The 25576-nt window shown below is 64.8% G+C and carries 21 protein-coding genes; 11 read left to right on the top strand and 10 right to left on the bottom strand.

Features of this window, described 5'->3' with window-relative positions:
* Positions 1-151 precede the first annotated feature (151 nt).
* Positions 152-796 carry a hypothetical protein gene (locus HGO92_RS13460; protein ID WP_205834472.1) on the top strand — a complete coding sequence of 215 codons (645 nt, stop codon included), beginning with the start codon at positions 152-154 and terminating at the stop codon, positions 794-796.
* A gap of 36 nt (positions 797-832) precedes the next feature.
* Here the strand turns inward: HGO92_RS13460 and HGO92_RS13455 are convergent, their stop codons facing one another.
* A complete protein-coding gene (locus HGO92_RS13455; RefSeq protein ID WP_169995601.1) occupies positions 833-1729 on the bottom strand; it encodes a dihydrodipicolinate synthase family protein in 897 nt (298 codons plus the stop codon).
* Positions 1730-1867: 138 nt separating this feature from the next.
* Between HGO92_RS13455 and HGO92_RS13450 the strand changes: the two genes are divergently transcribed.
* From HGO92_RS13450 to HGO92_RS13430, 5 genes are all read left to right on the top strand, one after another.
* On the top strand, positions 1868-2698 hold the full coding sequence (locus HGO92_RS13450; protein ID WP_169995600.1) for a nitrilase-related carbon-nitrogen hydrolase: 831 nt from the start codon (positions 1868-1870) through the stop codon (positions 2696-2698).
* 414 nt (positions 2699-3112) lie between these two features.
* Positions 3113-5536: an AAA family ATPase gene (locus HGO92_RS13445; RefSeq protein WP_169995598.1), complete on the top strand. Its 2424-nt coding sequence runs from the start codon at positions 3113-3115 to the stop codon at positions 5534-5536.
* A complete protein-coding gene (locus HGO92_RS13440; RefSeq protein ID WP_205834471.1) occupies positions 5529-6248 on the top strand; it encodes an 8-oxoguanine DNA glycosylase OGG fold protein in 720 nt (239 codons plus the stop codon). Before HGO92_RS13445 ends, HGO92_RS13440 begins: the two co-directional genes overlap by 8 nt.
* A 34-nt stretch (positions 6249-6282) precedes the next feature.
* Positions 6283-7131 carry a nuclease-related domain-containing protein gene (locus HGO92_RS13435; protein ID WP_240974613.1) on the top strand — a complete coding sequence of 283 codons (849 nt, stop codon included), beginning with the start codon at positions 6283-6285 and terminating at the stop codon, positions 7129-7131.
* Complete coding sequence (locus HGO92_RS13430; protein WP_169995593.1) at positions 7128-8567, top strand: zinc-ribbon domain-containing protein; 1440 nt, start codon at positions 7128-7130, stop codon at positions 8565-8567. Before HGO92_RS13435 ends, HGO92_RS13430 begins: the two co-directional genes overlap by 4 nt.
* Positions 8568-8962: 395 nt before the next feature.
* On the opposite strand, the gene HGO92_RS13425 is transcribed toward HGO92_RS13430, so the two are convergent.
* Complete coding sequence (locus HGO92_RS13425) at positions 8963-10678, bottom strand: PucR family transcriptional regulator (protein ID WP_169995591.1); 1716 nt, start codon at positions 10676-10678, stop codon at positions 8963-8965.
* A gap of 93 nt (positions 10679-10771) precedes the next feature.
* Here HGO92_RS13425 and HGO92_RS13420 point away from each other — a divergent pair, with 93 nt between their 5' ends.
* From HGO92_RS13420 to bcp, 3 genes are all read left to right on the top strand, one after another.
* Positions 10772-12304, top strand: a complete 1533-nt coding sequence (locus HGO92_RS13420) for an amino acid permease (RefSeq protein ID WP_240974612.1) — start codon at positions 10772-10774, stop codon at positions 12302-12304.
* Positions 12305-12359: 55 nt separating this feature from the next.
* A complete protein-coding gene (locus HGO92_RS13415; protein ID WP_205834470.1) occupies positions 12360-14066 on the top strand; it encodes a flavin monoamine oxidase family protein in 1707 nt (568 codons plus the stop codon).
* A gap of 100 nt (positions 14067-14166) precedes the next feature.
* Entirely contained in the window at positions 14167-14634 is a 468-nt protein-coding gene (gene bcp, locus HGO92_RS13410; RefSeq protein ID WP_169995589.1) for a thioredoxin-dependent thiol peroxidase, read from the top strand.
* A gap of 63 nt (positions 14635-14697) precedes the next feature.
* On the opposite strand, the gene allB is transcribed toward bcp, so the two are convergent.
* The 5 genes from allB to HGO92_RS13385 all read right to left on the bottom strand — a co-directional run bounded on the left by allB (position 14698) and on the right by HGO92_RS13385 (position 20868).
* On the bottom strand, positions 14698-16053 hold the full coding sequence (gene allB / locus HGO92_RS13405; RefSeq protein WP_169995587.1) for an allantoinase AllB: 1356 nt from the start codon (positions 16051-16053) through the stop codon (positions 14698-14700).
* On the bottom strand, positions 16054-17223 hold the full coding sequence (locus HGO92_RS13400; RefSeq protein ID WP_169995585.1) for a glycerate kinase: 1170 nt from the start codon (positions 17221-17223) through the stop codon (positions 16054-16056). It abuts the gene before it with no gap.
* A gap of 7 nt (positions 17224-17230) precedes the next feature.
* Positions 17231-19009, bottom strand: coding sequence for a glyoxylate carboligase (gene gcl, locus HGO92_RS13395; protein ID WP_169995583.1), 1779 nt, complete (start codon positions 19007-19009; stop codon positions 17231-17233).
* 134 nt (positions 19010-19143) lie between these two features.
* Positions 19144-20022, bottom strand: a complete 879-nt coding sequence (locus tag HGO92_RS13390; RefSeq protein WP_169995581.1) for a 2-hydroxy-3-oxopropionate reductase — start codon at positions 20020-20022, stop codon at positions 19144-19146.
* A 63-nt stretch (positions 20023-20085) separates the two neighbouring features.
* On the bottom strand, positions 20086-20868 hold the full coding sequence (locus HGO92_RS13385; protein WP_169995579.1) for a hydroxypyruvate isomerase family protein: 783 nt from the start codon (positions 20866-20868) through the stop codon (positions 20086-20088).
* A gap of 198 nt (positions 20869-21066) precedes the next feature.
* Between HGO92_RS13385 and HGO92_RS13380 the strand changes: the two genes are divergently transcribed.
* Positions 21067-21558 (top strand): DUF2975 domain-containing protein, encoded by a 492-nt coding sequence (locus tag HGO92_RS13380; protein ID WP_169995578.1) that lies wholly within the window; start codon positions 21067-21069, stop codon positions 21556-21558.
* Complete coding sequence (locus HGO92_RS13375; RefSeq protein WP_169995576.1) at positions 21558-21785, top strand: helix-turn-helix domain-containing protein; 228 nt, start codon at positions 21558-21560, stop codon at positions 21783-21785. The genes HGO92_RS13380 and HGO92_RS13375 overlap by 1 nt, the downstream gene beginning before the upstream one ends.
* A gap of 77 nt (positions 21786-21862) precedes the next feature.
* On the opposite strand, the gene HGO92_RS13370 is transcribed toward HGO92_RS13375, so the two are convergent.
* From HGO92_RS13370 to aceB, 3 genes are read right to left on the bottom strand one after another with little or no spacing between them, the layout of a single operon-like run.
* Complete coding sequence (locus tag HGO92_RS13370) at positions 21863-22681, bottom strand: bifunctional allantoicase/(S)-ureidoglycine aminohydrolase (RefSeq protein ID WP_169995574.1); 819 nt, start codon at positions 22679-22681, stop codon at positions 21863-21865.
* On the bottom strand, positions 22674-23963 hold the full coding sequence (locus tag HGO92_RS13365; protein ID WP_169995572.1) for a DUF6986 family protein: 1290 nt from the start codon (positions 23961-23963) through the stop codon (positions 22674-22676). The genes HGO92_RS13370 and HGO92_RS13365 overlap by 8 nt, the downstream gene beginning before the upstream one ends.
* Positions 23963-25567: a malate synthase A gene (gene aceB, locus HGO92_RS13360; protein WP_169995570.1), complete on the bottom strand. Its 1605-nt coding sequence runs from the start codon at positions 25565-25567 to the stop codon at positions 23963-23965. The genes HGO92_RS13365 and aceB overlap by 1 nt, the downstream gene beginning before the upstream one ends.
* Between the last annotated feature and the right edge of the window lie 9 nt (positions 25568-25576).

The raw sequence follows: 25576 nt of genomic DNA, 5'->3' as shown, positions 1-25576 counted from the left end.
TTTCGGATGCCCCGGCCAGGGCTGCTGGTCCGCCGTCGTCACGCTTTAGATGCTAGGCCGGTAGGGTGCGCCGTCGTTAAACGGGTCGGCGCGTGAAGCCGGTAGGCTGGTCCGGGCCGCATGGGCCGTTGGGACTTCACAGGGGGAAGCAGTGCGTAACGCCAGGCGTGGAACGGTCATGATGCTGGCGGCCGCGGCCCTGATGGCCGGCTGCAGCGACAACTCCCCGGAACCCGCACCAACACCGACGGCGACGCCGACTTGCCCGGCAGTAGACCCGGCCTCGGTGCAGGCCGAGCCGATCGGCCAGGGCTCCCCTGCACAGGTGGCCGCCAATGTACTGGCCAGTTACGCTGCCTGGGCCAATGCGGGCACCGAACTGGCCGCCTCCCCTGCATGGAGCGGCGCGGCCCTGCCCGCGAGTTGCGCGGAAGATCTCGCGCAGCTCCACCGCGACGCCTATGCCGGCACGCTCTTCGTCACCCGGTCGGACGTGGCGTGGGAGGCGTATTACGACGAGCAGCGCGACCTGAACGAACGGAACATCGCACTGGCGCTGGAAGCGGGCCACCCCGCCAACGGTGAATACGAACTGATGACCATGAAGGAACATTCCAGCACCGACGCCGGGACCTTCCTGAAGTTCGACGCCGCCTACATTCCCCCGCGCGGGGAAGGATTCCCACCGGTCTCGGCCGAGACCGTGAAGGCCCAGGAATGGTATGTGGCCCTGGTGCCGTGGGACGGATTCATGATCATCGACTACATCGAGCTCAAGGACTCTGCGGACAGCTGACCTGCTGATCTGCAGGGCGAACGGCGCGTTGCCGCGCTACCGGTCGAGGCCGAGGTCCTGGATAGTCCCGGCAACACGGGCGCGCTGCTCCTCGTTCAGACCTTGGATCGGCAAGGGCAGACTCGCCCTCGGGACGAGTCGCAGCTGTTCTGCCATGGCTGCGACAACCCGGATGCTCCCACCGAACTCCGCAAACAACTGCCACAACGGTGCAAGCCGTTCAGACTCGGCGAGCGCGTCGGAGACCCGTCCTTCCAAGGCAGCGCGGGTAATCCGCAGGGCCGGCGCGGGCAAGGTGCCGGCGATGACCGAGTACCAGGTATCGCACCCGGCGGCCAGGCCGGCGGCTGCCTTGGCGTCGCCGGATACTCCGATGGTCACGTGTGCGGGGACGGCTGCGCGTATCTCTTGGATCCGCGCCCGTGCCTGCGCCGGATCGTCCGGAACACCGGGGATTTTGATGGAAGCGATACCGGGAAGCTCCGCGATGCGTCCGTAGAGCTCGGTGCTGAAGGCGAAGTGGGTGGTGCCCGGATTGTCATAGACGATGACGGGCAGCGATGAATTCGCTGTGATCGTCCGGAACAGTTCGAACACGTCGTCGTCGGTCAGGGGCTGGTACGTCATCGGCGCGAGCAGGAGACCGGAAGCTCCTGCCTGCTCGGCCTTTTCAGCGTTCACGAGGACATGCGAGGTCCGCAGCGCCCCAATGCCGATGAACACCGGTGTTCCATCGGCATGCTCAACAGCCAGGCGAGCGACGCGGCTTCGCTCCTCACCGCTGAGGTAGGCGTATGACCCGGTGGATCCGAGCGCGGTGATGGAATCTACCTTCGCCTCCGCGAGCCGTTCGATCAGGCCGCTGAAAGCAGCCTCATCCACCGCATCATCTGAAAGTGGGGTCAGGGGGAAGGCACTCAAGCCAGCGAACATCGTTATCTCTCCTGTTGGTCGAGGTCCTGTGCGTTTCATCCCTGCCGGACTCGGGGCAGGTGCAGTTTATCCTGCGCTGCTGCACAGTTTCCGCTTAGGCTGGTTCCAGCGGGCACTTATATGTAGAAGGAGGACCGGATGCGGATCGCGGTGATGCAGGCTGCCGGCGAAGTGCTGGACGTCGCGGGAAATCTTGCTCTGGTTGCTCGCGCCGCCGCCGAAGCGGCAGCAGCAGGAGCCGACGTCTTGGTCACCCCTGAACTGTTCATCTGCGGCTACGCACCTTTGGCCATTCAGTCCTCCCTGGGCCCGGAGTTGTCCCGCGCCATCGACGACGGCGCCGCCCGGATTGCACGCGAACACCGAATCGGGCTGGTCTACAGTGCACCGGCAGCCGCCGAGAACGGCGGCTGGCACATTACCGCTGCATTGCTCGACCGGGCCGGGAATGAGCTCCTCCGGTACGCCAAGGTGCATTTGTTCGATCGCGAAGAACAGCAGGTTTTCGTACCGGGCGAAAGTGCGCCGTCGGCCGTGGACTTTGAGGGCACCCAGGTGGGCCTGCTGATCTGCTACGACGTCGAGTTCCCCGAGCCCGTCCGGGCCTTGGCCGATGCCGGCGCGGACGTGGCGCTGGTGCCGACGGCGCTCGGTTCCGGCTTCCAGGACGTACCCGGAGTCCTGTTGCGGGCCCGTGCCCTGGAAAGCCAGCTGGCCATCGCCTACGCCAACCACACCGGGGCGTTGCCCGCGGACGCCGGCCAGGAGCTGCTGCTGGGCGGCCTCAGCGTGATCGTTGGCCCCGATGGCGCCCTGCTCGCCCAGGCAGGAACCGACACGGAGTTCGAAGTCCTGTGGGCAGACGTCACGGCCGACGACGTCGCGGCGGCCCGCCGCCACGTGCCCTACCTTCGTGACCGCCGCCCCGCGCTCTACCGCGCCTGGCAGCAGCCGCAGCAGTACCACTAGCATTGTTGGCCGTGGTTCTCATGCCTCTTCAGATGCAGATCTGAATGCCTGCATCCGCGCTCGTCCCAGCGTTTCCCCGATCGAATACGCTCAAACTCGGATCCCGCCCATTCCAGCCGGGCATTCCAAAAGCAAATACGCCCGTCAGCCCTGGCAGGTTCCCGACCCGATTGTGAGCAGGGCGACGTTCCCCGTTGCCCCCGTGCAGCTCGGAATCGCTTGTCTCCTCAACCGAAGGCCGAACGGGCTCAAAACTCCGATAACGGCGCAACTGTCATCCAAGTTGGCTCAAGCAGATCCAAACGACCACTTATCGATCGGTTAAAGGATTGAAGTAGACACGGTCGCTTCTCAGGAAACAAGCGGTCCCGCCAAATAGGATGGATGTTAGAACGATACAACTTTGGGGGAAACTTGCGCATTGAGAACATCCGGTCCATCAAAAATTTCCGCATCTTCCAAGACTGGTCTCCCCCTTCGACGTTCGACGGCTTCAGTGACATTAACTTGATCTATGCGAACAATGGCAGCGGAAAATCCACCTTGGCAACGCTGCTCTCTCCTCCGCAGTCCATTGAAGGATGGAAAGCTGGAGTCCGCCTAGATGTGTCGGGACCAGATTCATCTGAAACACGGAGCGTCGTTTCAGCACAGGATTCATTCTGGGACAGGGTCTCTGTCTTTAACAAGGCATATATAGCTGATTGCTTCGACTTCGAGTCGGGTGAAGCCAAAGCATTACTGACAATCGGTAAAACAAACGCGGACCGGGAAAAGGAGCTACGAACCACTCGCGCTCAATTGGACCAGCTGGCCCGTGATTATCAGACACTGGAAAAGGAAACTAAGCTGAAGCAATCCGTCCCTAACAGCATTCTTAAGGGGATCGGGACGCTTGTGACCTCCACGCTAGGTGGGGTGGAGGGATACGGGCGTGGCTACGATTCGCGCTCCGTCAGCAAGCAGCTACCTCACGCAATGACAGCTGAGGACAGGAGCACTTTCGACGTCAAAACCGAAATTGCCAAGGCTCAGAGCGCTTATCTAAAGAAAGTCGAGGTGCCGAAGGCATCCATCGCGAGTTCCGTACAAACGGCGACTATCGAAGCGGCTTTGGGAAGGGCCCCCACAGCACGCCTTCTTGATGCCCTAGCTGCGAAACCAGAGCATTCAGCTTGGGTTCAGAAGGGTGTTGATCTCCACGAAGATTCCGATACCTGCCTCTTCTGCACAGGCACCTTATCGCAGGAACGGATGGAGGCTCTTACCAGGCACTTTGATGCGAGCACTCGTGAACTTCAGGAGGACTTACGCCTTCTCATTGGCCAGGTGGAGAAGCTTGACGCTTCCCTCACGACCTTGCCTGGGACCTTCCCCGATTCCGGTCTTCTGTACCCGGAGTATCGGAACCGATACGCCTCACTTCACCAAGCGTTGGAAGCGCAGGTTGAGAAGGACATCAAGGGCCTTACCGGGTTGAAAAAGTTGATGGAGCAGAAGCTCGATAATCTCCACGTAGCAATTTCCCTTCCACGCGAGTGGAGGAATCGGTCATACGGTGGTCCCAACGTTAAACCTCTGACGGAAGTGCTCAACGAGCACAATGACAGAAGTTCCAGATTCGATGCGGTTCGAAAGACTGCTTGCGCACGACTGGAAGCCTATTGGATCGGAGAGCAGAAAGTAGCTTATGTCCAAGCCCTTAATGACTCGAAGACCGCCGATGCAGCATTAGCAGCTAATCGCAAGAAAACGGATGCGGCCCGGAGCCGCATCGCTGAACTCGAGGATGCCGAGCTTGACCCTGTCCCACCTGCCAAATGGCTGAACAAAAGGCTGCATACATTGCTTGGAAGGTCGGACATTCGTGTAGACCCTGTTGAAGGCAACCGATATGCCATTTTTAGGAATGGGGAACCCGCACTCCATTTAAGCGAGGGAGAATGCACAGCCCTTGCTTTGCTGTACTTCGTACGGAGTCTCAACACACGCGGGCGGAACCTTCGCGACCAGATTGTCGTTATCGACGATCCTGTCTCAAGCTTGGACGAAAATTTCACAATCGGCGCGTCAAGCCTCCTGTGGGCAGCATTGGTCCAGCCTTCGGTCTGTGAGTGTGGTGCTCCCCCTGGGTGTCGCTGCGGCCAAAAGCTCACACGCGATTGTGGCCAGGTCTTCCTGATGACCCATAATTTTGAGCTTTTCAGGATTTGGTCGAATCAACTCGATCGGCTCAAGGAAGGTGTCAGAAAGCAGCGGCGAAGCTTCAAAATCCTCGAATTACAGGCCCAGGCAAAAAAGGTCGAGGTGGGAGTCGCTCGCCGCGTCCCTACCTGGCGCGACTGGGGATCGGATAAAGACAGGGAGGACAAAGCTCTTCGGACTCGCCTCCGCTCCGAGTACCACTATCTATTCTGGCGAGCTGCTACCACATTGATTTCATGCGGGGAAAGCCCAACTATTGAGCACGAAATGGATGCGGCCATCATCCTTCCGAACGTCTGTCGCCGTCTCTTAGAAGGCTTCCTCAGCTTCAAATTTCCCGCTCAAATGGGCGACTTCAGGGTACAGATGCAGATGGCAATCGATGCGATGGATGACGGTCTGACTCGTCAACGGATGGTCAACTATCTACATCAGTATTCCCATCAGGAACGAGTGGAGACAACACGTGGCGTAAATAGGCCAGAAGCCGTGCTTATACTCCATGCGGTTTTTGAACTCATACAGAATCAAGATGCCAAACACTTCACGCAGATGTGCGAAGCCCTCGGCCTCGATTCTCATCTCTTAGTTGACAATGCACCCCGGGAGGATGAGGAACTTGCGATTGCATGAGCAAGGAGGAGATACCGTGCCGCCCACGCCGCCGTCCCTAAAAAGCTGGATCGAGTCCCATACCCGCGCCGATGCTATTGATAACCACGGCTTCGAGCTGAATCTCGAGTGGTGGAACCAACGCATTGCCCACCTGCCCGGAAGCCCGGTCTTCGGCTCTGAGGGAACTACCGCCAAGGACAGGATCAGCCGAGCATTCCTCTTCGATCTGGCAGCCGACGCACACCGCGACGAGACCGGAGCCGGAGCCCTTCGACTGTTCTGGCACACCCTCGTGTGGGGAACCGGATCAAGCCACCGCAACAGCCCGCGCCGAATCCGCTCCATAGAAGCCGAACCTCAACGAACAACTCAGTTGCTGCGCGATGCCGCACGCCTTGCAGTTTCCGACCCGCGGGAAGCCTTCCTCAAATTCCAGCCCCGCGGCAACGCCATCAAATCACTCGGACCGAACTTCTTCACCAAATACCTTTACTTCGCCGGGGGCGGAGAAATAGGCCACACCTGCCCCATCGTCGACAAGCGTGTCCTCACAACTCTGCATCGGGAAACCCAACTCCCCGTCTTTAAACCAAAGACCACAAACTACGGGTTCAGAACCTACGACGCAGCCGTCCAAACCCTGACGACATGGGCTCACGACCTGTCCACCCCTGATCGAACGGTCGGGGCAGACGAAGTCGAACGCTGGGCTTTCGCCACAGGAAAGTAACCCACTGACGATGCGGTCCCATGAACTCCCAGCCTTGGAATCCTCCGCCCCTGATAGCGCCATTAGTGCTGAAGATCAAACTCTCCGCCTGCAGAATCGAATACCGGGGCATGCGGTCATCACCGAACTGCTGGCCATACAGAACCGAGTCCAGCCTCGCTCCCGGCTAGGGCGAATCTTCGGCGCCAATCCACTCAGCCCCGACAGCCTGCCCTGGTACCAGGGTGCTCTAGGGGAAATCAGGATCGGACATATCCTCACGTCGCTCAGGGCGGACTGGACGGTTCTGCACGCCGTTCCGGTCGGCACCGGATCCTCGGACATTGACCACGTGCTGATCGGACCCGCAGGAGTCTTCACGCTCAACACGAAGAACCACGCCAACCAGAACGTTTGGGTAGCGGGCAACACCTTCATGGTCGCTGGCCGCAAACAGTGCCACATATCCAACGCAGTGCACGAGGCGTCCCGAGCTGCAAAGCTTCTCGCTGCCGTGACCTCGACACCAGTTCCGGTCACCGGGGTTGTGGTCATTGTCGGAGCCAAAAAACTGACTATCCGGGAAAAACCCGCCGCTGTAAGGGTACTGACGGAAAGGCAGCTCTTGCGCTGGCTCACCCGCCGCAAACCGGTCCTGACTTCCGAACAAATTGCCGAAATTGTTGCAGCGGCCAGCCGTCCGGAAACTTGGCACAGGAATCCGCCGGTTCCCGGGAACCCCGCCGCTCTGCGCAACAGCTTCATCGACCTGCAGAGGCAAGTGAGCGCCGCCCGGGCCCGCCGCACAGCCTGGGCTTTCGGCGCCTTGGCCGCCATGGGTGCCATACTTGCTGCTCTCATCCCCGCTGCTGCCACCCTCATCCCAACAATTCTTGTTCCATGAGCCCCGACGACCGGCGCCGGACCGGAAGAAGACAACAGCCGGTCCGTGACGAAGGCCACCGGTCGCTGGAGCACCTATATCCCGATATTGCCGCCCAATGGGATCATTCGAGAAACAAGATGACCCCTGCCCAGGTCACCCCGGGAAGCAACCGGCAGATCTGGTGGCTGTGCGACAGGGGCCACTCCTGGGAAGCGGCCCCCTACACCCGCACGCGGGGCCATGGCTGCGCAGCCTGCAAAGGCATGAAGGCCACGCCTGAGAACAACCTGGCCGTGGCCCGACCGGACCTGATGACTACCTGGCACCATAAACGCAACCGCTCCGAACTCGGGTTGTCCCCGTCCGAGGTTCTTCCCCAGGCAAACAACGAAGTGTGGTGGACCTGCCCTCGAGACCCCACCCACGACTACACCGCCTCCCCCGCCGCACGATTTCGCGGCAGGGGATGCCCATACTGTGCGGGGAAGAAAGTCAACGCCTCCAACAGTGTCGCCGGAGTGCATCCGATACTGGCCTCGGAATGGAGCCCTGACAATGACCGAAATCCCGAGGACGTTACGGTAGGCAGCAACTACACCGCGGCCTGGATCTGCCGAAAGGACGCCACCCATCGATGGAAAGCCGCAGTTAGCTCCCGGCCCGCGGACGGAGCCGGCTGTCCCTACTGCGACGGCAAGCTCCCCTCCGACCGGAACCGGCTCGACCTTCAGCGGCCGGCCCTGGCGAAGCAGTGGCATCCTACTAAAAACCTGCCTCTGACCCCCGCAGGCGTCAGCATCGGAAGCAACAAGCCCGTCTGGTGGATTTGCCCCGTGGACCCAAGACATGTCTGGCAAACGCAGGTCCGTGCACGTGCCATCGACCGCGACGGCTGCAAACACTGCGCGCCGTCCAAACGCTCCCGGATGGACATTGCCCTGGCCTGCGAACTCGCCGCGGTCTTTCCACAGGAAGTGGACCCGGTAAAACAGGAGCGACTGGATCTTGGCCACAACCGGCCCCATACCGTCGACATCCTCATGAAATCCCTCAAGATTGCCATCGAGTACGACGGGTCTTTCTTTCACAATGGCAAGGAAGAACCAGACCGTAGGAAGACACAGCGGCTCTTGGACGCAGACTTCCGGGTCGTGCGCATCCGGGAAGAACCCCTGACACTGCTCGATCCACAACATGACATCAGCGTCCCGCGGACCCGGGCCACAGAAGTGAAAATCATCGCAGACGCCCTCCTTCAGCACCTCACCGACCTGGGCTGGGTATCTGCTGAGGCAACTCGCGCCTACCTCAACTCACCTAGTCCCTGGGCAACAGAACGAGCCGCAGATATAGTCAAAAACCTGCCTGAGTCCGAGCGCGTGATACCGCTCAGCGCGAAAGCCGCGCATAAACGCAAAGCCGAGGAATCGATCGCCTGGGACACACTCTTCTAGCTCGAATTGAGCCGTCCAAACGCCGATAACGGCGCATATGACTCTACGATTGATGACTACTGCATCCGACGCGATAGCACAGGATTCCAAGCTTCCAGCAAAGCGCCGTTTGACGAGTCTCCTACGGTTATGCCGTATCCCGGGCTTCCGGGTGGTGGGACCGGCTTTTTGAAGAGTTACTCGCAACAATGGACTCAGGGCTGCTGAGCAGGAGAATATAACCACGATCACGATTATCCGAAAATGGTTCTTTGACAAAGAACTAGGTGCTAGCAAGCGTCTCTGGTAGATTCACGCCACTGCCCAGTTTTCTAGCGCCCGCCGACTTCCGGCCCTGCGCAAGCCTTGACTTGGATGTCCACAGCAATTTCCAGGGTTTCCGGTATCAGAACTAGCTATTCCGGGCCAGGCAGCAGATCCGGTGGGCTGTAATTCAGCGCGATCAGGAGTTCGGCCCGTGTTTGCGCGTCGGACAGGTCCCGCCCCAGCAGCTCCCCCACCTGGCCGATCTGCCGCCGGACACTGTTGCGGTGCAGGCCCAGCGCCTTGGCCGAGCCATCCCAACTGCCGTTCGCTTCCAGCCACGCCCGCAGTACCGCCAGCAGGGCGGAGGCGCGCTCCGGCTCCAGCTGCCGCAGTGGGCTGAAGCTCCGGTTGAACAGCATCGACCCGGCCTCCGGTCCCAGCAGGCCGGTGACCGAGAACTCGAGCTGGTCCGCCCTGACACTGCGCCCGGCAACCTGTGCCTGCTGCCGCAGTGAAGTGGCCCGCCGGTAGGCCTCGGGCAGCTCCGGCAGTTCGGCCGTATCGGAGATGACAAGGTGCCAGCCGAGCTTCTCCACCTCCGCCACCACCGCGTCGTCCACCCGCACCCTGGTGATGGCAGCGAACCCGTAGTCGGTGCTTTCCACCAGCTTGGTGTCGAAGATCCGCCGCCATTGCAGCAGTCCGCGGACCGGATCCTCGCCGCCCGTCCCGGACGGAACACCCGCTTTTTCCGTTGATTCCGGAGCCGGCCCGCCTGCCCGGAAGCCCTGCACCACGCGGAGTTCGGCATGACGCGGCGCGGACACACTTTGCGCCACCAGCCGTCCGACCGCCTGCGAGCGCCGGGATCCCGCCGTCGTTGTTTCCGGGTGCAGCAGCAGTGCTGTTGCGAGTTGGCTGGGTGCCAGCGAGCCGACCGTGCGTTGACGCAGCAAGGCTTCCAGCAGCCCGACGGCGGTCTCGACTATGTTCTTCTCCACCGGTTCCAGCGGGCTGGCCGCACCGACGACGAGGGCACCTAGGTTTGCGTCCCGGGTGCTGCGGAGCGGATACCCCACCACCCGCCGGGCCCCGGGCGCGTCAAAGCTTTCCAGTTCGACCCGCGGGCCGCTGCCGGCGAAGAGCCGGGCCAGCATCGGTTCCAGTTCCGCCGCCTCGGGCACGCCGCCTTGCAGTTGCGCGGGGACGGCACGGGAGCGGACGCGCCGGTTGGCGCCGACCAGCACTGCCCACACCGGCACGTTCCGCACCAGCGCTTCCAGCAGCTCGGCCTCGGGCCGCGGGGTCAGCACCGCGCGCATCAGCTGCCTGTTTGCCTCCGAGAGCAGGCGCAGCACCCTGAGGTTCTCCGCCTCCAGCAGCCGGGCGAATTCGAGCCCCAACGCGGCAAAGGGGACTTCTTCCGGAATGGCGACCAGGGTGAGGGAGTGCTTGCGGCAGGCCTCGGCCAGGGTCTGGGGGATGTCGCTGAAATAGGGGCTGATGCCGAAACCAAGGGCGCAGACTTTCGCCTGCACCAGCCGTTCGATGTACCGATCTACGGCCTCGGGGGTCCCGCCGTCGTCGAGGAACGGGAGTCCGGCGGTCAGGACGAATTCGCCCTCCAGCAGATACGGTGCGGGGTCTTCCAACTCGCTTGGCTCCACCCACCGGACCAGGGCCGGTTCCGCGGTGCCCGGCCGGCCGTCGTGGACCACCGTCAGGGTGTCCGGCAGCCGGTCCAGGAAACGTTCCAGCGAGACCGCCGCGAAGGCTCCGGCCGTGCTGCCACTAAACTGGTCGGCGCCCGCCCGCACAGGCCGGACGTCCTCCCCGCCGCCGGAGGATGGTGCAGAATGTCTCATGCGAGAAGAGTGTAGGTCATTTTGCCCCGGCTTGTTAGCTGTCTCACATGGCACGCTGGTGGAACGGAAGAAGCCTCCAGATTGGAACCGAGAATGATCGACACCCCTCCCGCAACGAAGCGCCGGGGCCTGCCCTTGGGCAGCCAGTTGCTGCGACGCAAGCCGCTCGGCCAGATGCTCAACGAGGCCGGCACCGGCGCCGACGGCAGTTCCGGCGGTCCCCGGCTGCGGCGCAGCCTCGGCGTCTGGCAGCTGACCATGATCAGCGTGGGCGCCACCCTGGGCACCGGCATCTTTGTGGTCCTCGGCGCCTCGGTTCCGCTGGCCGGGCCCGCCATCTGGATCTCGTTCCTGGTGGCAGGCTTCGCGGCGCTGCTCTCCGCGATTTCCTACGCGGAGATGGCCGGCGCGGTCCCAGTCTCGGGCTCCAGCTACTCCTACACGTACGCCACGATGGGTGAAGGAATCGCCTGGATCTGCGGCTGGTGCCTGGTCCTCGAATACGCGGTCTCCGTGGCCGCGGTGGCCGTCGGCTCCGCCGAGTACGTCAACGAGATGCTGCAGACGTTTGGCCTGTCACTGCCGGCCGCGATTGCCGCCCCGCCCGGAGCCGAAGGCGGGGTACTGAACCTTCCGGCCGTCGCCGTCGTTGTCCTGGCGATGGTCCTGCTGGTGCGCGGTGCCAAGGAAAGCGCCTGGGTGAACACCGTCATGGTGGTCATCAAGATCGCCGTGCTGCTCATGTTCATCGCCATCGCGTTCACCGCCTTCCGGGCCAGCCACTTCGAAACCCTAATGCCGATGGGCGTGGCCGGCATGTCAGCGGCAGCGTCACGCCTGTTCTTCTCCTACATCGGTTTCGACGCCGCCTCCACCGCCGGCGAGGAAGCGAAGAACCCGCAGCGCGATCTGCCACGCGCCATAATCGCGTCCATGGTCATCATCACCGGCATCTACATCCTTGTCGCCGTGGCAGCCATCGGTGCCCGCGAGTGGACCTGGTTCGACGGCACCGAAGCCGCCCTGGTCCAGATCCTGCAGGAGCTGACCGGCAACCCTTGGATGGCGCTGGTCTTCGCTGTCGGCGCCGTGGTGGCGATCGCCAGCATTGTGCTCACCGTGCTGTACGGGCAGACGCGGATTTTGATGTCCATGTCGCGGGACGGCCTGGTACCCAAGGTCTTCGGCCGCGTTTCGCCGCGGACCGGAACCCCCGTGGCCGGGACGCTGATCGTCGGCAGCGCCGTGGCGCTCACGGCGGGGCTGGTCCCGCTCGGCGAGCTGGCGGATGCCACCAGCATCGGTACGCTTTTTGCCTTCGCGCTGGTCAACCTTTCCGTGATCTACCTCCGCCGCTCCCGGCCGAACCTGCCGCGGACCTTCCGGGTACCGTTCTATCCGCTGACCCCGATTCTGGGTACCGTGATGTGTATCTATCTCATGGCGAACCTCGGCTCCAGCACCTGGTGGGTCTTCGCCGTGTGGATGCTGGTAGGCGCCGCCGCCTACTTCGGCTACGGCCGCCGCAACTCACGGGTGGCGCAGCTGACCCGAACTGACTACGAATGCCTCTCCGCCCAGGATCCCGAGCCCGCACCATCCGAAGCGACGGCAGCCGGCCGCTGATTCCCGGCATCACCGTCACCACCCTCACCACCCGAGCAACCGAAAGCTAAGCACCATGACACTGGCCACCGAACTCCACGCCCCGGCCGCAGCGGACGAGAATCCGATCACCATGCTGAACCCGGACTTCCCGTTCAGCTACGACCACTACCTCGCCCACCCCGCCGGGCTGGGCTCCGTCCCGGAGCACCTGCACGGCGCCGAGGTGGCCGTGGTCGGCGCCGGGCTGTCCGGGCTGGTGACAGCGTACGAGCTGATGAAACTGGGGCTTAAACCGGTTGTCTATGAGGCCGGCGCGATCGGCGGCAGGCTGAAGACGGCCGCGTTCCCCGGGGCTCCCGACGTCGTTGCGGACCTGGGCGGCATGCGCTTCCCGGTCTCCGGCAGGGCGTTCTACCACTATCTGGACAAGCTCGGGCTGGAAACCACCGAGTTCCCCAACCCGCTGTCCGGCCCTACTACCAGCACCGTCATCGAGCTGGGCGGGCAGAAACACTATGCCGAGCAGCCCGAAGACCTGCCGGAGTTCTTCCGCGAGGTGGCCGATGCGTGGAAGGCGGCGCTGCGCGAGCACGCATCCTTCGACGAGATGCAGCAGGCCATCCGGAAACGCGACACCGCCCGCATCAAGGAACTGTGGAACGCGATGCTGCCGGAGTTCGACGAGCAGACGTTCTACGGATTCATTGCTGCCAGCCGTGCGTTCAAGGCCGCGGGATTCGAACACCGCGAGGCATTCGGCCAGGTCGGTTTCGGCACCGGCGGCTGGGACACGGACTTCCCCAACTCCATCCTGGAAATCCTGCGCGTGGTCTACACCGACGCCGATGACCAGCATCGCGGCATTGTCGGCGGCGCCCAGCGGCTGCCGGAAGCGCTCTGGAACTACGCGCCCGAGGACTGCGCCTTCTGGCCGGCCGGGACCTCGCTGGCCAGCCTCCACCGCGGCAGCGCCCGCGGCGCCGTCGCAAGCATTACCCGCGGTGCCCCCACGGACGAAAATCCCGACGGCGACATCGTCATCGCGGACAAGTGGGGCCACAGCGCCAGCTACCGTTCGGCGGTGGTGACCTGCCAGACGTGGCTGCTCTCCACCCGGATCCACACCGAGGAAGCGCTCTTCGAGCCGGGCGTGTGGACCGCCATCGAGCGCAACCACTACATGCAGTCCTCCAAAACCTTCGTGATGGTGGACCGGCCGTTCTGGAAGGACCGCGACCCGGCGACCGGCCGCGAAGTGCTCAGCATGACGCTCACGGACCGGCTCCCCCGCGCCACGTATCTGCTGGACAACGGGCCGGACAAGCCGGCGGTCATCCTGCTCTCCTACACCTGGAACGACGACGCCCTGAAGTGGCTTTCGCTCGATGCCGACGAGCGGGTCCGGCTGATGCTGCACTCGCTGGCCCAGATCTATCCCGGCGTGGATATCGCCTCGCACATTGTCGGCGAGCCGATCACCGTCTCCTGGGAGGCCGACCCGAACTTCATGGGTGCGTTCAAGGCCAACCTGCCCGGCCACTACCGCTACCAGCAGAGGCTGTTCACGCACTTCAAGCAGGACCAACTGCCTGCCCGCCAGCGCGGAATCTTCCTCGCCGGGGACGACGTTTCCTTCACGGCAGGCTGGGCGGAGGGTGCCGTGACCACGGGGCTGAATGCGGTGTGGGGCGTGGTCAACCACCTCGGCGGCAAGTGCGCCGAAGACAACCCTGGACCCGGCGAGCTGCTGGCGGAGCTGGGCCCGGTCGCGCTGGACTGACAGTGGCTCGAGGCTGGACTATGGCGGCCAGCAGAGAATAGACTGGAAGTAGTTCTCGCAATGCAATAAAGAACTTCCGCAATACGAAAGGGACTGCTTCATGACGCAACTCCAGCCAGGAACCCCCGCCCCGTCCTTCACGCTGCCCGATGCTTCCGGCAGCAAGGTCTCGCTGGCCGACTACGCCGGCCGCAACGTGGTGGTCTACTTCTATCCGAAGGCCGCTACCCCGGGCTGTACCACGGAAGCTTGCGATTTCCGCGACAACCTGAACTCGCTGCAGGGAGCCGGTTTCGACGTCGTCGGCATTTCCCCGGATGAGCCCGAGGCACTGCAGGCCTTCGCCGAGGCCGAGTCCCTGACCTTCCCGCTGCTCTCGGACACCGACAACGAGGTGGCCAAGGCCTACGGCTCGTTTGGCGAGAAGGAGTTCAACGGCAAGAAGTTCACCGGGACGCTGCGCAGCACCGTCGTCGTCGATCCTGACGGCAACGTCCGCCATGCCGAGTACAACGTGGACGCCAAGGGCCACGTGGCGCGGCTGCGCGAATCGCTCGGCGTGAACTGACGCCCCGCAACTGAAAACAATGGAGGCCTTCCCCACGGGGAGGCCTCCATTTTTGCCTGTACCTCAGGCGGTGCCGCGCCGGATCAGCCGGCCGGTGGGTGTCTCGCCGTCGATCTCCGCACCGCGGAGGAACGTCCGACGGACGACGCCGGCCAGCGGCTTGCCGTCGTAGGGCGTGATCGGGTTCTTGTGCTTGAGCTTCTTCGCGTCCACCACGAAGCTTGCATCGGCGGCGAAGACGGAGAAGTCGGCGTCGTACCCCAGGGCCAGCTGGCCCTTGCGGGTCATCCGGGCGAGCTCGGCCGGCCGGCGGGACATCCAGTCCACTACCTGCTCGAGCGGGACGCCGCGCTGCCGGGCTTCGGTCCAGATTAAAGAGATCCCGAGCTGCAGCGAGGCGACGCCGCCCCAGGCCACGCCGAAGTCGCCGTTCTCCAGGTCCTTCAGATCCAGCGTGCTGGGCGAATGGTCCGAGACGATGCAGTCGATGATGCCGTCCTCGAGGCCCTTCCACAGCAGCTCCCGGTTGGATGCCTCGCGGATGGGCGGGCAGCATTTGAACGCCGTCGCGCCGTTGGGGATTTCCTCCGCCAGCAGCGTCAGGTAGTGCGGGCACGTCTCCACGGTGAGCTTCACGCCGTCGCGCTTGGCACTGGCGATCATCGGCAGCGCGTCCGAGGAGGACAGGTGCAGGATGTGGGCGCGGGCGCCGGTCCAGCGGGCCCGCTCGATCACCTCGGCGATGGCCACGTTCTCCGCGCCGCGCGGGCGGGAGGCCAGGAAGCGCTGGTACTGGTCGCCCTCGGCATGCGGCGCACGTTCAATGGCCCGCGAATCTTCGGCATGGACGATCATCAGCGAGTCGAAGTTCTTCAGCTCCGCCATGTCCTTTTCCATCTCGTCCGCGTCCAGCGGCGGGAACTCGTCCACGCCGGAGTGCAGCAGGAAGCACTTGAAGCCGAAGACACCCTCGTCGTGCAGCGGCCGCAGGTCGCCGATGTTGCCGGGCACGGCCCCGCCCCAGAAACCGACGTCAACAAAGGCCTGGTCCCGTGCGGCGTTGCGCTTTTCCTCCAGCGCGGCGGCGTTGACCGTGGGCGGGATGCTGTTCAGCGGCATGTCGATGATGGTGGTAACGCCGCCGGCGGCCGCGGCCCGGGTGGCGGAGGCGAAGCCCTCCCACTCGGTGCGGCCGGGCTCGTTGACGTGCACGTGCGTGTCCACCAGTCCGGGGATCAGCGTCTCGTCGGCGGCAAGCTCAAGGACTTCGCGGCCCTGCAGCCCGTTGCCCAGCGGTTCGATGGCCACAATCGAGCCGTCGCGCACGCCGACCTCGCGTGCGGCGACCCCCGCCGTCGTCAGGATCCGCTCGCCCCGAATGACCAGGTCGTATTCCGGTGAAGTTCCTTCGCCGCCCACTTATGCTCCCCTCTGAGCTTCCAGTTCCCTGCCGCCGATGTCACCTGCCAGCAACCGCAGTCCGATCTCCGCACCGATGCGTTCGAGCAGCCTGCCCGCCTCGGCCATGCAGACGGAGACGTCACTTTCAAGATCCGTCAGGGCATACGTTTGCGCAAGCCCTGCCGATTCCAGCTGAGTGTCCGACAAAAGTGTACGGCCGCAGACCGCGAAAACGGGCACGCCGGCCGCCGCGGCTTCGGTGGCCACGCCAATTGGAGTCTTGCCCTCGAGGCTCTGGGTATCCAGGCTGCCCTCGCCCGTGATTACGAGATCGGCCCCGCCGAGTTTGTCCCGCAGGCCGGTTAGTTCAATAACGACGTCGATGCCACGCCTTCGCTGCGCCTCCAGCACTGCCAGTGCCGCGAACCCAACGCCGCCGGCGGCACCGGAGCCGGGCAGATGCGCCATCGCAGCCGTGCCCGCTCCCAGTTCCGGGCCAAGGACCCGCACGAACTGCGTCAGGGCTGCGTCCAGCGTTGCCACGTCTTCCGCCGAGGCGCCTTTTTGCGGGCCGAAGACCGCGGCGGCACCGTTCTCGCCGAGCAGCGGGTTGTCCACGTCCGAGGCGAGCACGAAGGAAACGCCTGCCAGCCGCGGGTCCAGGCCGGACAGGTCCACTTCGGCGAGCCGCGCCAAAGCCGCGCCGCCGCGCGGAAGGAAGCGTCCGCCGTCGTCCTTCAGGATGGCACCCAGGCCTTGGAGCAGCCCCGCGCCGCCGTCGGTGCAGGCACTGCCGCCCACGCCGAGGATGATGCTGGTGCAGCCCAGGTCCAGGGCCGCGCTGATCAGTTCCCCGGTGCCGAGGCTGGTGGCGGTGAGCGCCTGCAGCCGGCCGCCGGGCAGCACATCCAGGCCGGAGGCCGCGGCCATCTCGATCACGGCCTGTTGGCCCTTGACCGCGATGGCCGCCTCCAGCGGCATGCCGGTAGGTCCGGCAACGGTGGCGAGATGCCGCGTGTACCCGGCGCCGACGGCGGCCTGAAGGGTGCCTTCTCCGCCGTCGGCCACGGGAACGTTGGTGACCTGGATGTCCGGGGCGACCGCCCGCAGGCCCCGTTCCACCGCCGCGGCGACTTCCGGGGCGGTGAGCGAGCCCTTGAACTTATCCGGTGCAATCACCACTTTCATGGCAGGTTCAGCCCTGCAGGGCCATGATGGCGGTGGGAGCGTCGGCAGCGGTCTCGGCCACGCCTTCGAACTCGTTCACGTTGTCCAATTCGGTGCCCATGGAGATGTTGGTGACGCGCTCCAGGATGACCTCTACAATCACCGGCACCTTGTACTCGGCCATCAGCGCGCGGGCCTTGTCGAACGCGGCGGAGAGGTCTTCCGGGTTTTCCACGCGCACGGCCTTGCAGCCCAGGCCCTCAGCGACCTTGACGTGGTCCACGCCGTAGCCGTTCATCTCCGGGGAGTTGACGTTCTCGAAGGCCAGCGAGACGTGGTAATCCATCTCGAAGCCACGCTGCGACTGGCGGATCAGGCCCAGGTAGGAGTTGTTGACCACCACGTGGATGTACGGCAGCTGGAACTGCGCGCCCACGGCCAGCTCTTCGATCATGAACTGGAAGTCGTAGTCGCCGGACAGGGCCACCACGGTCTCGTCCGGCTTGCCGCGCACCACACCGAGGGCGGCCGGAGCGGTCCAGCCCAGCGGGCCGGCCTGGCCGGCGTTGATCCAGCGGCGCGGGCCGAACACGTGCAGCAGCTGGGCGCCGGCGATCTGCGACAGGCCGATGGTGGACACGTAGGTGGTGTCCTCGCCGAAGGCCTTGTTCATCTCCTCGTACACGCGCTGCGGCTTGATCGGCACGTTCTCGAAGTGGGTCTTGCGCTGCAGCTTGCCCTTGCGCTCTGTGCATTCGCCGGCCCAGCCGGAGTAGTCCGGCAGCTTGCCGGCGGCCTTGCGCTCCTGGGCCACCTCGAGCAGGATCTCCAGTGCGGCGCCGGCGTCCGAGGTGATGCCCAGGTCCGGCGCGAAGACGCGGCCGATCTGGGTGGGCTCGATGTCGATGTGCACGAACTTGCGGCCCTTGGTGTAGGTGTCCAGGCCGCCGGTGTGGCGGTTGGCCCACCGGTTGCCGATGCCGATCACAAAGTCCGAGGCCAGCATGTTCTCGTTGCCGTAGCGGTGCGAGGTCTGCAGGCCCGCCATGCCGGCCATCAGGCGGTGGCTGTCGGGGATGGTGCCCCAGCCCATCAACGTCGGGATGACCGGGATGTTGAGCAGTTCGGCCAGCTCCACCAGTTGCGCGGAGGCGCCGGCGTTGATGATGCCACCGCCGGCCACGATCAGCGGACGCTCCGCGGCGGTGAGCATGTCGAGGGCCTTTTCGGCCTGCTTGCGGGAGGCCTTCGGCTTCTCCACGGACAGCGGCTCGTAGGTGTCGATGTCGAATTCGATCTGGGCCATCTGCACGTCGATGGGCAGGTCCAGCAGCACGGGTCCGGGGCGGCCGGAGCGCATCAGCTGGAAGGCCTTCTGGAAGGCGCCGGGAACCTGCGCCGGCTCCAGGATGGTCATGGCCATCTTCGTCACCGGCTTGGCGATGGTCTCGATGTCCACCGCCTGGAAGTCTTCCTTGTGCAGCTTCGCCACCGGCGCCTGGCCCGTGATGCACAGGATCGGGACCGAGTCGGCCCAGGCCGCGTACAGCCCGGTGATCATGTCGGTGCCGGCGGGGCCGGAGGTGCCCACGCAGATGCCGATGTTGCCGTCCGCGGCGCGGGAGTAGCCGTCGGCCATGTGCGAGGCGCCTTCAACGTGGCGGGCCAGCGTGTGGCGGATGCCGCCGTGGGCCCGCATGGCGGAGTAGAACGGGTTGATGGCCGCCCCTGGCAGGCCGAACGCCTCGGTGGCGCCCTCCTTTTCCAGGATGGCGATGGCAGCGTCTACGGTGCGCATCTTGGTCATGGGAATCTCCTTGAAAGCCTGTGGTGGAGCCCTTCGCGGGCTGTTTTTGGGTGTGTTCGGTGGAGCCGGCGTCGCCAAATTACGACGCCGGCTGCTTGTCTTGGGTGCGGTTCCGGCCTGCCGCCGGGGTGCTTTTACTTCCCGCCGGAGAGCTGCAGGACCTGCTTGAAGAGGCCCGAGTGGTCCAGTCCGCCGTCGCCCTGGTTGACGGTGGCGGCGACCAGTTGTGCAACGGCGGCGCCAAGCGGGATGGCCACGTTGGCTTCGCGGGCGGCAGAGGTGACGATGCCCAGGTCCTTGTGGTGCAGGGCGAGGCGGAAGCCCGGGTCGAAGTTGCGGTCCAGCATCTTCTGGCCCTTCTGCTCAAGTACCTTGGAGCCGGCCAGGCCGCCGCCGAGCACCTTGAGCGCGGCGTCGGTGTCCACGCCGTAGGCCTCGAGGAAGGCGATGGCCTCGCCGAGGACTTCGATGTTCACGGCGACGATCAGCTGGTTGGCAGCCTTGACCGTCTGGCCGGAGCCGGAGGGACCCACGTGAACAATGGTCTTGCCCACGGCGTCGAAAATATCCTGCGCGGCTTCGAAGTCGGCTGCCTCGCCGCCGACCATAATGGACAGCACGCCGTCAATGGCGCCCTGCTCGCCGCCGGAAACCGGGGCGTCCAACGGGCGGAGGCCTGCGGCGCGGGCCTCTTCGGCCAGGCGGACGGCGACGTCGGGGCGGATGCTGCTGGCGTCGATCCAGAGTGCGCCCTGCTTGGCGTTGGCGAAGACACCTTCCTCACCGGTGACCACTGCTTCAACATCCGGCGAGTCCGGCACCATGGTGATAATGACGTCGGCGTCCTTCACCGCGTCGGCGATGCTGTTGGCGCCCGTGCCGCCTTCGGCCGCCAGCTTGTCGATCTTGTCCTGGCTACGGTTGAAGCCGGTAACGCTGTGGCCGGCCTTGACGAGGTTGATGGCCATGGGCAGGCCCATGATGCCGAGTCCGATAACTGCAACGTTGGTCATGATGAAAGTCCTTTGCTTCGTGCTGGTCGGTAAGAGTCTGTGCTGAGACGGTGAGGCGGACGGTTAGCGGATGAGCCAGCCGAAGGCCTGCTCGGCCGGCGCCTTGTACTCGAGTCCGATGGGGCCCTGGTAGCCGAGCTGGCGGCTGCGGGAGATCCATTCGCCGAGCGGCAGTTCGCCGGTTCCGGGGGCGCCGCGGCCGGGGCTGTCGGCGATCTGGATGTGGCCGAAATCCTTGGCGTGGTTCTCGATGACTGCCGCCACGTCGTCGCCGTTGACGGCCAGGTGGTAGAAGTCGGCGAGGAGCTTGATGTTCTGCGGGCCCTCGGCGTGGACCTTGCCGATCACATCGAGCGCGTCCTGCGCAGTCTTGAGCGGGTAGCGCTCCGCGCCGGAAACGGGCTCGAGCAGGACGGTACCGCCGATCGTGGCGACGCCTTCGGCCGCGGCGACGAGGTTGGCCAGCGCCACCTCGTCCTGTGCCTCCGGGGTGTGCTCGTCCAGGCGGTTGCCGTAGAGCGCGTTGAAGGCCTTGCAGCCCAGGCGCTCACCGATACCGGCGACGACGGCGATGTTGTCCCGGAATTCGGCGTCGCGTCCCTCCCAGGACACCAGGCCGCGGTCCCCGCCCGGCATGTCGCCGGCGTTGAAGTTGAGCCCGGTGAGCTGGACGCCGGCGTCGGTGATCGCGTGTTCGAATGCAGTGACGTCGGCGTCGCCGGGAACGGATTCGGCGAACGGCCACCAGAACTCCACGCTGTCGAAGCCGGCGGCGACGGCGGCCGCGGGGCGTTCCAGCAGGGGCAGTTCGGTGAAGAGGATGGAGCAGTTCACGGTGTAAGACATTGGTATTCCTCGGGATTCGCTTATTCCAGAATGTGGAAGTTTACTTTTGCTCTACGAAAAGCGTAGCGAGGGACCGCGAGCACTGTCAAGCTTCTTTTCCATAAAATGGAAACTCTTTTCCATCAATCAACCGCTGGCTTGCGCTAATTACTGTTTATCGATAGATTTACCTTGTTAGTCGACAATAAGGAGACTCCATTGGGAAAGCTAACGGTCCTGGCGTTGCGCCTTGTGCTCGCCCTGCTGCTCGCCGGCTCGCTGTTCATCCAGGTGTGGATGGTGCCGCTGATTTCCACTGATCTGGACCAGGCCGGCGCGGACACCGCCCTGCGCATCCTGTTCCTCGTGATCGTGGTGCTGGGCATCGTCACCGTGCAGGTCACCATGGTCTGCGTGTGGCGGCTGCTGACGATGGTGCGGCGGGGAACGGTCTTCTCCCACCGCGCCTTCCGGTACGTGGACGTCATCTTCGGCGCGGTAGCGGCGGCGTCGGTCCTCATGTTCGGGCTTGCCGTGCTGCTGGCACCGGGCGGTATTGCTCCCGGCATCGTCCTGTTGATCTGCGGTGCGTCCCTGCTGATCGCCGGGATGGCGCTGATCGTCCTGGTGCTCCGGAAGCTCCTGGCGCAAGCCGTTGCCCGCGATGTTGAAGCCAAGCATCTGCGGACCGAGCTGGACGAGGTGATTTGATGGCCATCATCGTCGACATTGACGTGATGCTGGCCAAGCGCAAGATGCCCGTGGGCGTGCTCGCGGAACGCGTCGGAATCACGCCCGCCAACCTGGCGGTGCTCAAGAACGGCCGTGCCAAGGCCGTGCGCTTCACCACGCTCGCCGCCTTGTGCGAGGTACTGGAGTGCCAACCCGGAGATCTGCTGCGCTGGGAGCCCGGCGTGCCCGAGGAATCACCGAATTAAAGCAAAATAGCTCCGCCCCCGGACTCTCAAACGGGGGCGGAGCAGTCTTGTCCGGCCGCAGCGGCCGGTGGTGTTCGTCAGAGGACGATCTGGCGGTTCACGTCCTTGTACAGCAGGTAGCGGAAGTTGGACGGGCCGCCGGCGTAGCAGGCCTGCGGGCAGAAGGCGCGCAGCGACATGTAGTCGCCCTCCTGCACCTCGACCCAGTCCTCGTTCAGCCGGTAGACCGCCTTGCCTTCGAGCACGTAGAGGCCGTGCTCCATGACATGCGTTTCGGCGAACGGGATGGAGGCGCCCGGCTCGAACGTGACGATGTTGATGTGCATGTCGTACGCCAGGTCATCGACCGGCAGCATCCGGGTGGTGCGCCACTTGTTGTCCGTGCCCGGCATCGGGTTCGGCTCGAGTTCCTGCTCGTTGCCGAACACCGGCTTCGCGGTGTAGCCCTCCAGGGCCTGGTAGGCCTTGCGGATCCAGTGGAACTTGGCGGCAGCACCGCCGTCGTTCTTCACCTGCCACTGGGAACCGGCCGGCGCGTAGGCAAAGCCGCCCGGGGCCAGGACGCGGTTTTCGCCTTCGATGGTGACGCTGAGTTCGCCGTCGACGACGAAGATGAAGCCCTCCACCGTGCTCTGCGCCTCGGGCTTGGCCGAACCGCCGCCCGGAGCAACCTCCATCAGGTACTGCGCGAAGGTGGTGGCGCCGCCGGCGACCGGGCGGTTGAGGATCCAGACGCGGGTGTCGTCCCAGTCGGGCAGCACACTGGTGACAATGTCGCGCATGACGCCACGCGGGATCACCGTGTAGGCCTCGGTGACGATGGCGCGGTCGGTCAGCAGGTCCGTCTGCGGCGGGTGACCGGCCGGGTTGGCGAAGTAGCTTGTCTGCTTAGTCATGGGTTTCCTCGCTGGTGGAAGCGGATTGGGGATGGGCGATGGCCTCGAGCTGGGCAACGGACACCTCGGCCTGCCGCTCGAACTCATTGCTTTCGACGGCGCCGCAGACCAGCCCTCGGTGGAGGAAGCGGGCCAGGGCGCGGGCCGTTGCCGGTTCATCCATAATGGCGCTGTCGATGCCGTGGACATAGTTCTTCAGCCGCACCGCGGCAGCCTCGAAGCCGTCACGGTAGAACGCGTAGGTGGCCAGGAAGCGGGTGGGCAGCTGGGCCGAGTGCAGGTCCCAGCCCTGGTAGATGCCGCGTTCCAGGTGCCGGCGGACCAGGCGTGCGTGCAGCGCCCAGGCCTTCGCCACATTCTCCGCGTCGCCAAGCGGCAGGATGTTGGTGGATCCGTCCGAGAGGTGCACGCCGGTGCCGGCCACGGCCACTTGCATGACGGCCTTGGCGTAGTCCGCGGCCGGGTGCTCCATGGACTGGTAGGCGGCCGCGATACCAAGGGACGCGCTGTAGTCGTAGGTGCCGTAGTGCAGCGAGCTGACCCGGCCGGCGCCGGCGTGGATCACCTGCGCCACCGGCATCGTGCCATCCGCGGCGAGGATCAGCTGCGGGGTTTCCATCTGGACCTCGAAGCGCAGCCGTCCCGCGGTCAGGTTGTGCGCCTGCTCCAGCTGCTCGCAGGCGAAGACCATCGCCTGCACCTGGGCTACCGTGCTGACCTTGGGCAGCGTCAGCACCAGCCCCTGCGGCAGGCCGCGCTCTCCGCATTCCTCCACGAGGGCACCGATGAACCGGTCCAACGTGCGCAGGCCGCGGGCGCGGGTGGGCCCTTCGAAGCACTTGAACCGGATGCCGATGAACGGCGGGGCGGTGCCGGCGGCCACTGCCTGGGCCACGAGGGCACCGGCCTTCAGCGCGTCGGCGTCCTCTTCCTCATCCGGGCGGTTGCCGTAGCCGTCCTCGAAGTCCAGCCGCAGGTCCTCGATCGGCTCGCTTTCGAGCTTGCGGCGGACCAGCTCGGCCAGCTGGGCGCTCTCCCCCAGGCCGAGGGAGGTGGCCAGCTGCTCCAGGCCGCCGTGTTCTTTCACCGCGGCCAGTGCGTCCCCGCCCCAGCGCGCGGCCAGGTCAAGGGTGAACGAGTCGGCCGGGACGTAGACCGTATGGACCGGCTGCCGTCCGCCGCCCTCGCCCGGATAGGCCGAGGACAGCAACTCGTCGGTGGCGCGCAGGTCCGCGTCGATCCTGGCGGCGACAGCGCCGGAGAGGGCGAGCTTGGCCGCCATCAGGAAACCAGCTCGTACGCCGGGAGCGTCAGGAACTCCACGAAGTCCCCGCCGCCGATGGTCAGATCCGCGATCAGCTTGCTGGCCGGCTCGTAGTACTTGGCGAACTTGTCGGCGTCGTTGATTTCACCGCGCAGTTTCTCGGTTTCCTCGGTGAGGATGCGCTCCACCAGCTCGCGCGTGACGGTGTTGCCGGTGTCGGCCAGCGTGACCTGGTTGTGCAGCTGCTGCCAGACCTGGGTGCGGGAAATCTCGGCGGTGGCGGCATCCTCCATCAGGTTGTGGATGGCCACGGCGCCGTTGCCGGAGATCCAGACGGCGGTGTAGGCAACGGCCACGTAGAGGTTCAGCCGCAGGCCGGCCTCGGTGACTTTGCCCTGGGCGGAAGACACATCCAGCAGCTGGGCCGCGGTGACCTCAACCTCGTCGCGGAGGCGGTCAATCTGGTTGGGCTTGTCGCCCAAGACCGAGTCGAAGATCTCGCGGCAGACCGGAACCAGGTCCGGGTGGGCCACCCAGGAGCCGTCGAAACCATCGTTCGCTTCGCGGGTCTTGTCGGCCCGGACCTTGGCGAAGGCCTGTTCGGTGACTTCGGGTTCCTTGCGGTTCGGAATGACTGCCGCCATCCCGCCCATGGCGAAGGCGCCGCGGCGGTGGCAGGTCTTGACCAGCAGCTCGGTGTAGGCACGCATGAAGGGCGCCGTCATCGCCACGGAGGCGCGGTCCGGCATGACAAAGCTTTCGCCGGCCTCGCGGAAGTACTTGATGATGCTGAACAAGTAGTCCCAGCGACCGGCGTTCAGGCCGGAGGCGTGCTCGCGCAGTTCGTACAGGATCTCGTCCATCTGGAAGGCGGCCGGGATGGTTTCGATCAGCACCGTGGCGCGGACGGAACCCTGCGGCAGGCCCAGCTCGGCCTCGGCGAAGGAGAAGATATCGTTCCAGAGCCGGGCCTCGAGGTAGCTCTCGGTCTTCGGCAGGTAATAGAACGGTCCGTCGCCGCGCTCAAAGAGGTACTCGGCGTTGTGGAAGAAGTGCAGGCCGAAATCCACCAGCGCACCCACAGCCGGCTGCCCGTCGATCTGGATGTTCTTTTCCGGCAGGTGCCAGCCGCGCGGGCGCATGACCACGGTGGCCAGCGGCGCGTCGGTGCGCAGCCGGTACTCCTTGCCTTCTGGCGAGGTGAACGCCAGCTCACCGTGTGCTGCGGCGGTCAGGTTCGCCAGCGCGTCGATGACGTTGGGCCAGGTGGGCGTGGAGGCATCCTCCAGGTCGGCCAGCCAGACCTTGGCGCCGGAGTTCAGCGCGTTGATGGCCATCTTCGCCGGCGAGGCCGGTCCGGTCATTTCCACCCGGCGGTCCTGCAGCTTCGCCGGCGCCGGGGCGACCTTCCAGTCGCCCTCGCGGACGTGCTTGGTTTCGGGCAGGAAGTCCAGCCCGCCGGAAGCCGCGGCCTTCTGCCGGTTGGACACGCGGTCCGCCAGCAGGCTGTCGCGGGTGACGGCGAACTTCTGGTGCAGCTTTTCCACGAACCCCAGGGCTTCGGCCGTCAGGATCCTTTCGGCTCCGGCTGCTGGTGCATTGTTTGTCACGGTGAGAGTCATGATGTTGCC

Source organism: Crystallibacter degradans, from assembly GCF_012952295.1.
GTDB lineage: Bacteria > Actinomycetota > Actinomycetes > Actinomycetales > Micrococcaceae > Crystallibacter > Crystallibacter degradans.
This window is presented reverse-complemented; position numbering and strand designations above follow the sequence as displayed.

Bases quoted from the DNA above. Each gene is read 5' to 3' on its own strand.
- HGO92_RS13455 (WP_169995601.1), bottom strand. From the start codon at position 1,729: ATGTTCGCTGGCTTGAGTGCCTTCCCCCTGACCCCACTTTCAGATGAT.
- HGO92_RS13450 (WP_169995600.1), top strand. From the start codon at position 1,868: ATGCGGATCGCGGTGATGCAGGCTGCCGGCGAAGTGCTGGACGTCGCG.
- HGO92_RS13430 (WP_169995593.1), top strand. From the start codon at position 7,128: ATGAGCCCCGACGACCGGCGCCGGACCGGAAGAAGACAACAGCCGGTC.
- HGO92_RS13425 (WP_169995591.1), bottom strand. From the start codon at position 10,678: ATGAGACATTCTGCACCATCCTCCGGCGGCGGGGAGGACGTCCGGCCT.
- HGO92_RS13420 (WP_240974612.1), top strand. From the start codon at position 10,772: ATGATCGACACCCCTCCCGCAACGAAGCGCCGGGGCCTGCCCTTGGGC.
- HGO92_RS13415 (WP_205834470.1), top strand. From the start codon at position 12,360: ATGACACTGGCCACCGAACTCCACGCCCCGGCCGCAGCGGACGAGAAT.
- bcp (WP_169995589.1), top strand. From the start codon at position 14,167: ATGACGCAACTCCAGCCAGGAACCCCCGCCCCGTCCTTCACGCTGCCC.
- HGO92_RS13400 (WP_169995585.1), bottom strand. From the start codon at position 17,223: ATGAAAGTGGTGATTGCACCGGATAAGTTCAAGGGCTCGCTCACCGCC.
- gcl (WP_169995583.1), bottom strand. From the start codon at position 19,009: ATGACCAAGATGCGCACCGTAGACGCTGCCATCGCCATCCTGGAAAAG.
- HGO92_RS13390 (WP_169995581.1), bottom strand. From the start codon at position 20,022: ATGACCAACGTTGCAGTTATCGGACTCGGCATCATGGGCCTGCCCATG.
- HGO92_RS13385 (WP_169995579.1), bottom strand. From the start codon at position 20,868: ATGTCTTACACCGTGAACTGCTCCATCCTCTTCACCGAACTGCCCCTG.
- HGO92_RS13375 (WP_169995576.1), top strand. From the start codon at position 21,558: ATGGCCATCATCGTCGACATTGACGTGATGCTGGCCAAGCGCAAGATG.
- HGO92_RS13370 (WP_169995574.1), bottom strand. From the start codon at position 22,681: ATGACTAAGCAGACAAGCTACTTCGCCAACCCGGCCGGTCACCCGCCG.
- HGO92_RS13365 (WP_169995572.1), bottom strand. From the start codon at position 23,963: ATGGCGGCCAAGCTCGCCCTCTCCGGCGCTGTCGCCGCCAGGATCGAC.
- aceB (WP_169995570.1), bottom strand. From the start codon at position 25,567: ATGACTCTCACCGTGACAAACAATGCACCAGCAGCCGGAGCCGAAAGG.